The organism is Collinsella sp. CLA-ER-H3 (assembly GCF_040092425.1).
In the GTDB taxonomy this organism is placed as follows: Bacteria; Actinomycetota; Coriobacteriia; order Coriobacteriales; family Coriobacteriaceae; genus Collinsella.
The window spans coordinates 1-12995 of the sequence record NZ_JBBNLP010000003.1 but is presented as its reverse complement, the minus strand read 5'-3'; the positions used below and the strand labels follow the sequence as shown (position 1 = coordinate 12995).

Here is a 12995-nt window from a genome sequence, read left to right as displayed (position 1 = left end):
GCAACCCTTCCGTATGAGCCCCTCGAAAGCCTCGCTGCTTTCGAGGGACTTTCGTTTTCCCAGATAAAACCTACCAAAATGAAGCTGTCGCTTTTTGGTAGGGAGGGTGTATCGTTTTATCATTATGAGGTAACATGAAACTAGACGTTATATACGTATTAGTTATTTCGATATTTCGATAAGAGTGATCAGATATGCCCGCGCCCAAAAATGCACCGCTTTACCAGCAGATTTACGACGAAATCAAGGATGCGATCGAGAAAGGTGTTTATGCGCCCAAGGAGCGTATTCCGTCCGAGCTTGAGCTGGCCGAGCAGTACGACGTGAGCCGCATTACGGTGCGCCGCGCCGTCGAGGAGCTGTGCTCCGATGGCTACCTGGTTAAGCAGCAGGGCCGTGGTACCTTTGTCTCCACGCCGCACATCAATCGTCAGTTCCACGCTTCGACGCTGCAGACGTTTACCGCGCTGTGTGCCAGCAACGGCATGAAGGCGGGCGCGCATGTGGTCGATCGCCAGATTGTGCCGGCACGTCAAAACGAGATGGAGTTCTTTGGCCTGCAAAAGGACGCGCTGCTGCTGCATATTAAGCGTGTGCGTACAGCCGACGGCGAGCCCATCTTTGAGGAGAACATCTTTGTGCCGTTTGACGCCTACCGTGAGCTGTTGACGGCCGATCTTGAGGACAAGTCGATTTTTGCCGAGGTCGAGCGTGTTGGCGGAACGCCGATTGTCTCGGTTGGCTACCGCACGGTCGAGGCCGTTCGTGCCAATACCGAGCAGGCGGCCGAGTTGGGCATTGCTCCGCACGATCCGCTGCTCAACCTGCGTGCCAGCTTTACCGGTCCCAATGGCGAGCCGGTTCTGATGGGTAAGCAGTACTACGTGGGATCGCGCTACGTTATGGTCATGTAAGTTACGCGGTTTTACCAAACCGCGTAACGGCTCGACGCTGCAAACGCCCCTAAGCGGCAATCTGACGTTCAATCGTCGGTCGCGTACCGAAGTACGCTTCCCTCCTCTTTCACGTCACCTTGCTCGCTTAGGGGCGTTTTCGCTGACTTATGCTCAACCAGCGACGTTTGCGCGCTTGTCAAGAGATTAGCCGTTGGGAAAGTGTCCAAAAATCCCACGCTCGTTCCTTTTGGATTGCGTTGCCCGTGGCCGACAGCCGGGCGACGCCGGTCCGCGTGGCGGCGTATAATCGGCGGCAGATGACTTGGACGTTAGGAAACCATGACCGATAGCATGCAGCAGATGGCGCTCGACACGCTCGGCGCCTATTTTGGCTACACCTCGTTTCGCCCGGGGCAGGACCGCATGGTCGATGCGATCCTTGCCGGTCGCGATGCGCTGGGCGTTATGCCCACAGGCGCCGGCAAGTCCATTTGCTACCAGGTGCCCGCGCTCATGCTGCCCGGCATCACCTTTGTGGTGAGTCCGCTGCTGTCGCTTATGGAGGACCAGACCCGTGCGTTGCTCGCGGCGGGTGCGCGACCCAGCTATCTCAACTCCAGCCTTACTCCGGCCCAGCAAAACACCGTGCTCAGGCGGGCGCGCGAGGGCCGCTACCAGCTTATGTACGTGGCGCCCGAGCGCCTGCTCGAGCCGCGCTTTTTAGCCTTCGCGCAGGAAGCTGCGGCCGAAGGCGGCATTGGCGTGCCGCTCGTGGCCATTGACGAGGCCCATTGCGTAAGCCAATGGGGCCAGGATTTCCGCCCCGCCTACCTTCAGATTCGCGAGTTCATCGATTCCCTGCCGCAGCGCCCCATCGTGGCGGCCTTTACCGCTACGGCGACCGAGCGCGTGCGCGCGGACATTCAGCAGATGCTCGGCCTGCAAAACCCTGCGACGGTGGTGACGGGCTTCGATCGCAAGAACCTCTACTTTGGCTGCGAGGAGATGGGCGACAAGGCCAAGGCCGCGTGGGTGCGCGACTATGTGATCGCGCATTCGGGCGAGAGCGGCATCGTGTATTGCTCGACCCGCAAGACGGTCGATGCGCTGGCAGGTGAGCTTGCCGAGGCGCTGGGTCCCAGCGGCATTCGCGTTGGCCGCTACCATGCCGGTATGGGCAACGACGCCCGTCGCCAAAACCAGCGCGCCTTTATCGACGACGATATTCAGGTGATGGTTGCCACCAATGCCTTTGGCATGGGTATCGACAAGCCCAACGTGCGCTACGTGATCCACAACAACGTGCCCGAGAGCATCGAGGCCTACTACCAGGAGGCGGGCCGCGCCGGCCGCGATGGCGACCCGGCCAGCTGCCACCTGCTGTGGAACGGCAACGATTTTCGCATGCGTCGCTTTTTGATCGACCGCGGCGATGCTGCCGACGAGGCGCTCGACGACGAGCAGCGTGCGTGGGCGCTTCAGAATCGATATCGTCTGCTCAGCCAGATGGAGGGCTACTGCAATACCACCGGCTGTCTGCGCGAATACATGCTGCGCTACTTTGGCGACGAGGCCGCAGCCGAGCATGCGACCGCAGCTGGTGCGGGTGGCGCCGCCACGGACGAGGCCGAGGGCTGCGGCAACTGCAGCAACTGCCTCACGCAGTTCGAGGTCGAGGACGTCACCGATATGGCCCGCGCCGCCGTGCGCTACGTCGCCACGCGCCCCATGCGCTTTGGCAAGTCGCTCATCGCCGACGTGCTCCACGGCGGCAACACCGAGCGCATTCGCCAGATGCATCTGGACGAGGACCGCGGCTACGGTGAGCTGTCGAGCGAATCGGTCGGGTGCATCAAGGACATCATCGGGCAGCTGTGCGGCCGCGGTTATTTGGCCACCTCGCAGGGGCAGTACCCGGTCGTGGGGCTGGGCCCGCGTGCTGGCGAGGTCGAGGACGAGGCGTTCGCCTTTACCGTTAAGCGTCGCGCGTCCAAGCGCAAGGCCTCGGCCCGCGCCCGCCGTGCGGTGGATCTGCTGCGCGAGGAGGCCGAGATGGATCAGCGCCCTCGCGTGGGCGACGATGCCGAGCTGTTCGAGCGCCTGCGCGCCCTGCGCAAGGAGATTTCGACCGAGCTGGAGATGGCGCCGTACATGGTCTTCTCCGACAGGGCCCTGCGCGGCCTGTGCCGCCTGCGCCCGCAGACGCGCGACGAGCTTATCCAGGTCAACGGCATTGGCGAGAAAAAGGCCGACGCCTTTGGCGAGCAGTTTATGGCGGCGATTGAAGAGTTTGAGTCCGAGCATGCGCGGGATGGAGCGTAACGATGGCATTCGACGATAAAACCGGCAGCTCAGATGTGTCCGCCGTGCCGCTGTACCAGCAGGTTATGGACGACCTGAAGGGTGAAATCGCCCGCGGCGTGTACCCTGCCGGCTCGCGCATCCCTGCCGAGATGGAGCTCGCGAAGTCCTACGGCGTGGGGCGCGTCACCGTGCGCCGTGCCATCGAGGAACTATCGCGCGCGGGGTATCTCAACCGTCAGCAGGGGAGGGGCACCTTTGTGTGTGCGCCCAAGCTCAAGCGCAAGATTCGCCAGAAGGGCGACGTCCAGAGCTTTACTGAGGGTTGCGCTGCCAACGACATGGTGCCGGGTGCGCGTCTGGTGTCGCGCACGGTGGTCGCGGCGACGCACGAGGATGCGGCGTTTTTTGACGTGGAGCCCGGCTGCGAGCTTATCGTGGTCGAGCGCGTACGCACGGCAGATGGCATCCCCGTCATGCTCGAGAACAACGCCTTTGTGCTCGCCGACCATCCCTACCTGCAGACGCTGGCCGCCGAGGACCTCACTGATAACTCAATCTTTGCGCTCGTTGCCGAGCATTCGGGCCGCGCGCCGCACAAGTCCGACCCCTGCACCGTGGAGATTGCGCTTGCCGATGCTCAGGCGGCCCCGCTGCTGGAGGTGCCGGTCGGCGAGCCGCTCTTTTATATGGAGGCGTACTTTACCGATGCCGGTGGGCGCCCTCTACTGCTCGGTCGCCAAAAGATTGTGGGCTCGCGCTACGTCTTCGACATCTAACATCCACAGATAGAACAACATAGAACAAATTTGCCGAGATGACTTCACGGGCGTTGTTACACGTGTTATAAATAGGACAACATAGAACGATAGCAGGTACGAGCTGCCGTCGCTCAAAGCCGCCCCACAAGGAGGAACATCAGGATGAACGCACATGATCTGGTTCAGGAAATCATCGAGCGCAAGGGCAAGATTGAGAACGTCTTTTGGATCGCCTGTGGCGGTTCGATGATCGACCTGATGCCGGCCAACGAGCTGCTCAAGCGCGAGGCCACCACGTTTACCTCGACGGTCTACACGGCACGCGAGTTTTGCCTGATGGCCCCCAAGAGCCTAGGGCCGAAGTCTCTCGTTATTGCATGCAGCCACAGCGGCAACACGCAGGAGGTCGTCGACGGCTGCGAGATGGCGTTGGCTGCCGGCGCCGAGGTCGTCGCCATGACCGACTGCGAGGGCTCCAAGATCGACAACGGCAAGTGGATCACCTGGGTCTACCCCTGGGGCGAGGGCGTGCCGCAGGCCGAGGTGCCGCAGGGTATCGGCGCTCTGATCGCCGCCGAGCTGCTCGACCAGCAGGAAGGCTACGAGGCACTCGCCGACATGTACGAGGGCCTCAAGCAGATGGATGCGCTGCTGCCCGCCGCCCGCGAGAAGGTCAACGCCGAGCTGGGCACCCGCTTTGCCGAGCTCTGCCAGCAGCACAAGTTCTTCTATATCCTGGGGTCCGGCCCCAACTTTAGCCAGACCTACGCCATGGCCATCTGCTCGCTCATGGAGATGCAGTGGCAGCACTGCTGCTACATCCACTCCGGCGAGTACTTCCACGGTCCCTTCGAGGCCACCGAGCCCGGCGTGTTCTACTTTGTGCAGCTTGGCGCGGGCGAGTGCCGCCCCATGGAGGAGCGCGCGCTTGCGTTCCTCAACACACACACCGACACGATCATGGTGCTCGACGCGCTTGAGTACGGCGTGGGCGAAGTGCCTTACAGCGTGCGTTCGTTCCTGGAGCCGATCTTCTTCTACGCGATGAGCTGCGAGCTGCGCGCCGCCCGCGGCAAGGTCTTCGACCACAGCCCCGAGGTTCGTCGCTACATGGGCATCGAGCAGTACTAAGTAACGAGAAAAGCATTCACCTTCGATTCGCAAGGGCACTGCGTGAGTCAAAAAAGCGGGCCGCACCGGGGTTTTCCGGCGCGGCCCGCTTGGTATCGCGCTTAGATTCGCGAGATTGCGGCAGCCAGCGGCCTACTTTGCGTCGTAGGCCTCGGCGTCCCACCAGTCGAGCTGGGCGATGTTGTCGCGGATGTGCTGGCAGCTCTTGTGGAAGCCCTCGAGCTCGTACTCGGACAGGTCCAGCGTGTAGACCTCCTCGACGCCCTTGGCACCGATCACGCACGGCAGGGAGGTGAAAATGCCCTCCTCGCCATACTGACCGGTCATAAGCGTAGAGGCCGAAAGCACGGCGTGCTCGTTGTGCAGCACGGCGGCGCAGACGCGCGCGGCGGAGTTGGCGACGGCGTACTCGGTGCACTGCTTGCCCTGGTAGGTCACATAGCCGCCCTTGCGCGCGAGCTCCTCGACCTCCATGTGGTCAAAGGCGTACTTGTCGGGGTTCTCGGCCTGGAGCTCGTTAAGGCTCTTGCCGGCGATGGTTGCTGCCTTAAAGGCGGCCAGCTGGCTAAAGCCGTGCTCGCCGATCATGTAGGCATCGATGGACTTGGGGCTCACGCCGACCTTCTTGGAGATCTCGGTGCGCAGGCGAGCGGAGTCCAGACCGCAGCCCGAGCCGATGATCTTCTTGGGATCGTAGCCGGTCAGGTGCCACAGCTCGGTGCACACGACGTCGCAGGGGTTGGAGATGCTCACAAAGATGCCGTCGAAGCCGGCGTCGACGATGCGCTTGGCAAAGGTGCGGGCGGCGTCGGTGGTAAAGAACAGCTCGCCGTCGCGGTTGCCGGCGGCCAGCGCGACCTTGCCGGCGGCGTTGACGATGACGTCGCAGCAGGCCAGCTCCTCGTAGTGGTCGTAGCAGTTGACGATCTTGGTGTTGTACGGGACAAACGAAAGGGAGTCGCGCAGGTCCTGGACCTCGGATGTCACCTTGGCCTCGTTGATATCGCACAGGTACAGCTCATCGGCAATGCCCTGCATGAGCAGGCTGTTGGCGACATGTGCTCCTACGTGGCCCTGACCGACCACACCGATCTTACGCGTCTGGTACATTATATGTATCCTTTCGGCCGAGTTTTTCGCGTCGAACCATTGTAGCGTCCTGTTGCCACTTTGCTAGGCTAAAGCGCCACAGATTTTTGGGACATGCCGTAATCTCTACTTTTGGAGTGATTTGGGCCGCCGACGGCATCGCGGGGCGATGTGCTCGCGCGGATGGGGCCGGTCGTTGTACCATAGCTGCAACTGACTCGTAAGGAGCATCCATGCCCATTCGCATCCCCGACGCCCTCCCTGCCGCCGCGCAGCTCGAGAGCGAGAACATCTTTGTCATGACCGAGTACCGCGCGCTGCACCAGGACATCCGTCCGCTGCGCGTGCTCATCCTCAACCTCATGCCAACCAAAATCGCCACCGAGACGCAGATCATGCGCAAGCTCTCCAACACGCCGCTACAGGTGGAGGTGGATCTGCTGCGCACCAAGACGCACGAGGCCACGCACGTGAGCGCCGGTCACCTGGAGACGTTCTACCGCACGTTCGATGACATCCGCGACATCCACTACGACGGCCTGATCATCACGGGCGCGCCGGTGGAGCAGATGCCGTTCGAGGAGGTCGACTACTGGCCCGAGCTCTGCCAGATCATGGACTGGTCCACCACACACGTGCACTCCACGCTGCACATTTGCTGGGGTGCGCAGGCGGGGCTCTACCATCATTACGGTATCCAGAAGTACGACCTGCCGGCAAAGGCGAGTGGCGTGTTTGAGCATTATCTGGTGAAGCCACAAAGCCCGCTGGTCCGCGGCTTCGATGACCGCTTCTATGCAGTACATTCGCGCAACACCGACGTGCGCCGCGAGGACGTGGAGGCCGAGCCGCAGCTTGAGGTCGTGGCCGTGTCCGACGAGGTGGGCCTGTACATCGTCAAGTCGACCGACAGCCGTCGCTTCTTTGTATTTGGCCACCCCGAGTACGATACCGACACCCTGCGCCTGGAGTACGAGCGCGACGTGAAGCGCGGCCTCAACCCTCAGGTGCCGGCGCATTACTTCCCGAACGACGACCCCACCGCCGAGCCGCGTAACGTCTGGCGCAGCCAGGCTCAGCTGTTCTACACCAACTGGCTCAACTACTACGTCTACCAGACCACGCCCTACGACCTGGCCCGCGCCGGCGAAGAGCACTAGGCCGTCGGGAGATGTGCCAGCCGTTAGGCGCTGATGATGTGGGGTAGCGGCTGGTCGTGGGTATCGGTGGGAACGTGGTCGACACGCTGTTCATCAAAGGCGATGCCGATGATTTGGCATGCGGGTGAGAGCATGGGCAGGTAGCGGTCGTAGCAACCGCCGCCGTAGCCCAGGCGCGCGCCGGTTTGATCGAAGGCCACGAGCGGCACAACAATCATGTCGAGTGCTTCGGCAGGCACGATGGGGAAGCGGTTGCTGTCGATGTCCGTGGCCGCGAAGGCCCGCGCGGGGTGGGCGATAAACGGAGCCGCGGACGCATCGTCGGCGGCAACTGCTCGCATGCACATGCGCTGGCCACAAGCTGCGGCATCAATTGCCGAGAGCATGCACGGATAGGCCACGCGCCAGCCGCGCGCGGCGACCGCAGCGGCAAACGCGGCAGGGTTGACCTCGGAACCCATCGCGGCATAGCTGGCAACGGTGTGCGGCGCCGCGGCATCCGAGCGATCCAACAGCTCAACTAGCCGCGCGCAGATATCAGCAGACTTCGCCGCCTGCAAGTCCAAATCAAGAGCATCGCGCCGAGCAATCACCGCCCGCCGCAACTCAGCCTTGTCCATCCTAGCCCCCTCTCCCAAACCTACCAAAAAAGGACAGGTTTATTTTGGCAGGTTTTATCTGGGCAAACGTCGAAGCCGCCGCAAAGGCGCCCTTTGTGGCGGCTTCGACTCGACGTTGGCTTCACAGCGCCGCAGCGATCGCTTCAGTCACAAACTTATTGAGTGACTCACCCTTCTTTGCCGCCGCCAGCGCTGCTTGCTTGTGGAGCTCAGAGCCCGTTCTTACGTTGAACGAGCCCTTAAAAGCCCGCTCGGGTTCCTTGCCCTTCTCGGCGCAAAACTCAAGGTAATCGTCGACGGCGTCGTGGAAGCATTGCTCCACTTCTTCAGCCGTGGAGCCTTCAAATACGATTGCGTCCCTAATGCCGGCGACCATACCTGTTAGCACATGCTGTTCGGCATCGAACTCGACCGGGGCGAAATAACCCTTGTATGCCAAAACGTTACTCATGACTACCTCCGACATCTTGCAGAAAGCGAACGATGTTTCGAATGGTCCCCGCTGTCAATTCGTCAGATGGATGAGGCGCGTGCATTACGAACATCCTGCCATCTGATGGCCTGTAGAAGCGAACGCGCGATCCGGATGTCTTGCCTTTGCTGTCCATTTCAAAGCCATATGAAGCCATAACTTTAAGAAAGTCAGCGAATCTATACGTTGAAGGACAGCTAAGCAGCTGGGCGATGAGTTTATCGGATCGAGTCATCCCGCCTCACATTCTGCAACTATATTCTAGTTGCAATTTCAGTTCGATGCAAGCACCTCTACTATAGAACATGTGTGCGTATAGAACAAGTGTTCGAATCACAACTGAGGAAGGAGACAGGCACCTTTGTGGTGGTCTGTGCTGTGGAGTGGGCGTCTGCGGCGGTTTGTCTCAATCTGTAACAGTAACTCGGCAAAATTGGACCTAGATGTTACAGATTGAGACAAACCGCCGCGGTGGGCTGCGCCGCCCCGCTCAAACCGCAGAAAAAAAGGTAGATTTTTAGGCATGTCCCAAAAATCTACCTTTGTGCATTAAGCCAGCAGGTCGATGACGTTAAAGCCGGCGTTGCTCTTTGCGATGACGTCGCGGCCGCCAAAGACGCAGCTGGGCGACTCGGCTGCGATGCGCGTCACGTCGGTGCCGAGCGAGCGCAGCTCACCGGGCGTGGCGGCGAGCATCTGGGCGCGGCGCTCCTCGCGTGCATGCGGGTCAAGCCCGGCCAGGTAGGTCGTGTTGCGGCGCTTGGTGAGCGCGTACGGCTTCACCGGCGCGTCCATGCCGCTCACGCAGCTCACGATAAAGCCCTCAAAGGCGGCCTCGTCGGGCTCAAAGCTGCCAAGCCATGCACCCGCGCGCTCCACGCGCTCAATCGAGGGGTCGATTGCCGGGTCGCGGTAGGTGTAGAACGCCGCCTGACGCTCGCCGGCTGCGCGGAATCCGCAACCGTACGCACCACCCTTCACGCGGATCTCGTTCCACAGGTAGTCGTAGGAGAGCGCGTTGGCAGCCACGGCCCAAGCGCCTGTCACGTCGAGCCCCAAGCGACGCGGATCGCACGCACGCGCGGCAAAGCAGATGTCGCTGGGGATCACGAAAGCCTCGTGGTGGTCGCACGGCGCCGGCACCACGAGCGCGTTGCGGCCGGCACCATCGCCCGCGCCAAGCCCCAGGTTGCCCGCGGCATCCCAGTACGCGTCAAAGTCCTCATCGCTGCCGGTAAAGCTCGCCATGCAGCCATCGGCCACAAAGATGCGGCCTGCCAGCTCGGCAAGCTTGGCGCGCAGGTCGTCCAGACGCTCGTCAAAGTGTTCGAGCAGATTGCGAAGGAACAGGTAGAAGTTCACGCCCGAAAGCTGCTCGCGCACCACGGCCGAAGGCGAGCTGTAGCTCATCGCGCGACCGAGCGCCGCCGAGTGGCCGTTGTTGATAAAGCCCTGCTCAAGCCCAATGCGAATCTGCGTGAGCACGTCGCGCACGCGGTCGGCGTCGGCATCGAGCAAAAGCGTGCTCGACCACACCTCGCGCGGCAGACTCGCCAGCGCATCGATCTTCTCGGACAGGGCGCCGGCGCTCACCAGCAGGTAGGGGCGCACGCCGTCCACGTCGGGCTGGGTCATGACCTCGGTCGTAAAGCTCAAAAAGCCGAGCTTGCCAGCGAGCAAGTTGTCGAGTTCCTCGGCCGAGTGCTCGCGCGTGGGCAGCTGCTTAAGCAGGCGGCAGAGCAGTGTCACATAGGGCAGGTCCTCAAACGCGACGCAGCTCAGGTCGAAATACTGCATGGCGTAGGCCAAACGGTTGGTGGGGATGTCGTGGCGCAGGCAGGGGATGGGCGTGGTCGTGTCTACGACCAGCGGCGGCTCGGGGCGCGCCTCGCCAATGTCGGACACGCGCAGGCGCGGCAGCGTGGCCTTGGCCTCGGGCGTGTCTTCTGCCTCCTGCGCGGCACGCAGCGCGGCCGTGCGCTCGACCACGTCGGCCAGCTCGGCATCGGTCATGGCATCGCGCTTGGCTGCCAGCTCGGCGGCCTCGGCACCCTCCGAACCCTCGGCGGCGTCCACCGGCACCAGCTCGACCAGTGCCATGTGGTCGTTTTCCAACACCAGCTCGCGCAGCAGGTCCTCAAAATAGCTGCCGTCCAGCTCGCTGCGCAGCTCCTCGTACACCGGGCCGTACTTGAGCGCCAGCGTCGCGGCGTCGTCATCGTAGAGCCACGTGCTCAGCGCGTCGCACGCAATGGCCACGCCGTCGGCGATACCGTAGTCGCGCTGGCGCAGGTCGTATTCGTTGCTGCTGATGATGGCTTCCAGGCGCTCGCGCGGAACGCCGTGCTCGCACAGGTCGCGGCAGGCGTCCTGGAACACGCGACGCAGCTCGCGCGCCACGCCGGCCTGAGCGTTTTGCAGCATGATGAGCTCGTAGGGCTGCAGGCTCTCGGCCGCGGTGTAGCTCACCACGTTGCCGCCCAGGCCGGCGGCCAGAATGGCCTTCTTAACCGGCGCTTCGTTGGAGCCCAGCAGTGCCTCGAACAGGATATCCGCCGCGATCGTGCGCTTGCGGTCGAGCGCGCTGCCCAGCACCAGACCCAGGCCCACCAAGGCGTTCTCGGGCGCGTTGGCCATCTCGACGCGCTTATACTCGCAGGTCACAGGCTCCTGCACGTCCAGCGGATTGGGTGCCAGCGTGGACGGGTCCTCGCCGGCGGCAACGGCAGCGTCCATGCGGCGGCTCGCAGCGCTCGGCTGCGACAGATAGCGCTCGTCCAAAAAGGCCAGCGCGCGGTCCACGTCCAGATCTCCATAGAGCGTGATGTAGGAGTTGGAGGGGTTGTAGTGGCGCGCGTGCGTATCTAGGAACTGCTCGTAGGTGAGCGCAGGGATTGCGCGCGGGTCGCCGCCGCTCTCGTGCGCATAGGCGGTGTCAGGATAGAGCGCGGCGTTGACGGCGTCGTCCAGCACGCTCATGGGATCGGACAGCGCGCCCTTCATCTCGTTGAACACCACGCCGTTATAGCGCAGCGTGCCCTCGCGCAGGATCGCGGAGCTACCGTCGCCCTCGCCCTCGGCGCCCTCCGGCAGGTCTAGCTCGTAGTGCCAGCCCTCTTGCTCAAAAATGGTCGGTTTGGTGTAGATGGCCGGGTTGAACACCGCGTCCAGGTACACGTCCATCAGGTTGTACAGATCCTGCTCGTTGGTGGTGGCAACGGGGTAGATGGTCTTGTCGGGGTAGGTCATGGCGTTGAGGAACGTCTGCATGGAGCTCTTGATCAGATCGACAAACGGCTCCTTGACGGGAAACTTGGCCGATCCGCACAGCACCGAGTGCTCAAGAATATGGAACACGCCGGTGGAATCGGCCGGCGGCGTCTTAAAGCCAATGGCAAAGGCCTTGTTCTCGTCGTCGCATGCTAGGTACAGCAGGCGAGCGCCCGAGGCGGTGTGGCGCAGCACGTAGGCGTCCGAGTCGAGCTCGGGCACGGTCTCGCAACGCTCGACGGCAAAACCGTGGCAGGTGGTACCGGGAACCAGCAGCGCGGCAGCAGCGGCGCGCGGGTCGGTTGAGGTGGTGGGCATATGCAGTCTCCTTTGACGCCTCAGCGGGGGCGAATCGAGTCGAATCCCCGAGAGTATACCCATATGGGGCCGCGGCTCTGCGGCGAACTGAAGACGATGCCGGCGGATTGGCATGGGCCCCGCGTGTCCCGCCAAATGAGCGTGGATTTTCGGACGAAATAATCCGTCGCAGGCCCAAATGTCGTCCAATTATCCACTCCCGCATACCTTTCGTCTCCAACCGTGAGATGAGAGATAGACGAGAGACGTATACGAAAGATGGCTGTACAGCAAAGAGCCAAACAATTAATAGTGCTGTTAATAGTGCTGTTTGGTTGGTGATTGTTTTTTCAGTAAAAACATTTACGAATAAAGCAAGTTGCAAACGGCTGCCCCCTTATTTCGTACGCATTTTTATGGCGAGAAATTGCCGCCATATGATCGGACGAGTTTCAACGATTGCGATTTAGTATTTGGCGCGGATGCGGTCGATTCCGATGAAACGCTAGTTGACCACGCGGTAGATTGTGCTTTCTCCCAGACGCCCCGGCAATGCGCAATAAGCCAGACAACGAAGCGATTGCCGGTGCGTCTATCCATAGGGAATTCCGGGAAAGCTTCTGCGGGCAGTCAAAAGATTCGTCGGCCTCAAGCGGATTAAAGGTATTTGCATAAGACGTCATTTAACCAGAGACGATGCACATTGAATCGTTCAATGAACTTGCGCGCTGTGTCCAACAACGCCGATTGTTGTTTTAAGGGGCTTGAGGAAAGAGCAGAAGCAAAATAATACTTGCATAGTTAGTTATATAAAGTATTATAACGTTATGGGATGAATGAAGGGTTCATCTAAGTGAGTTAGGAGTAAGGGATGTTCAATTTCGATGAGCCTCGTTACGAGAAGGTTGTGAGCGATGCCCTCGCTCTCCGTCCTCAGATTGAGGCTGCCGTGGACGAGGTCTGCGAGCAGGGCTATTCCAACATCTTCTTCATCGGCT

At 61.4% G+C, this 12995-nt stretch carries 9 protein-coding genes; 5 read left to right on the top strand and 4 right to left on the bottom strand.

The features are described from left to right. Positions 1-194 precede the first annotated feature (194 nt). The 4 genes from AAAX32_RS02905 (at position 195) to AAAX32_RS02890 (ending at position 5089) form a co-directional block, all read left to right on the top strand. Complete coding sequence (locus AAAX32_RS02905) at positions 195-914, top strand: GntR family transcriptional regulator (protein WP_117877469.1); 720 nt, start codon at positions 195-197, stop codon at positions 912-914. 321 nt (positions 915-1235) lie between these two features. Next, on the top strand, positions 1236-3218 hold the full coding sequence (locus AAAX32_RS02900; RefSeq protein ID WP_349099949.1) for an ATP-dependent DNA helicase RecQ: 1983 nt from the start codon (positions 1236-1238) through the stop codon (positions 3216-3218). A gap of 2 nt (positions 3219-3220) precedes the next feature. Further along, complete coding sequence (locus AAAX32_RS02895; protein WP_349099948.1) at positions 3221-3976, top strand: GntR family transcriptional regulator; 756 nt, start codon at positions 3221-3223, stop codon at positions 3974-3976. A 144-nt stretch (positions 3977-4120) separates the two neighbouring features. Further along, a complete protein-coding gene (locus tag AAAX32_RS02890; protein WP_349099947.1) occupies positions 4121-5089 on the top strand; it encodes an SIS domain-containing protein in 969 nt (322 codons plus the stop codon). Positions 5090-5221: 132 nt separating this feature from the next. Here the strand turns inward: AAAX32_RS02890 and AAAX32_RS02885 are convergent, their stop codons facing one another. After that, complete coding sequence (locus AAAX32_RS02885) at positions 5222-6199, bottom strand: L-lactate dehydrogenase (protein WP_349099946.1); 978 nt, start codon at positions 6197-6199, stop codon at positions 5222-5224. Between the two features lie 212 nt (positions 6200-6411). On the opposite strand from AAAX32_RS02885, the gene metA reads away from it, so the two are divergent. Further along, positions 6412-7338, top strand: coding sequence for a homoserine O-succinyltransferase (gene metA / locus AAAX32_RS02880; RefSeq protein ID WP_117583845.1), 927 nt, complete (start codon positions 6412-6414; stop codon positions 7336-7338). A gap of 23 nt (positions 7339-7361) precedes the next feature. On the opposite strand, the gene AAAX32_RS02875 is transcribed toward metA, so the two are convergent. The 3 genes from AAAX32_RS02875 to AAAX32_RS02865 form a co-directional block, all read right to left on the bottom strand. Continuing rightward, positions 7362-7958: a 5-formyltetrahydrofolate cyclo-ligase gene (locus AAAX32_RS02875; RefSeq protein ID WP_349099945.1), complete on the bottom strand. Its 597-nt coding sequence runs from the start codon at positions 7956-7958 to the stop codon at positions 7362-7364. 121 nt (positions 7959-8079) lie between these two features. Then, on the bottom strand, positions 8080-8409 hold the full coding sequence (locus tag AAAX32_RS02870) for a type II toxin-antitoxin system HicB family antitoxin (protein WP_022094981.1): 330 nt from the start codon (positions 8407-8409) through the stop codon (positions 8080-8082). A 570-nt stretch (positions 8410-8979) separates the two neighbouring features. Further along, the gene (locus AAAX32_RS02865) at positions 8980-12018 is read right to left on the bottom strand and encodes an insulinase family protein (protein ID WP_349099944.1); all 3039 of its coding nucleotides are present in this window, start codon (positions 12016-12018) and stop codon (positions 8980-8982) included. Positions 12019-12995 lie beyond the last annotated feature (977 nt).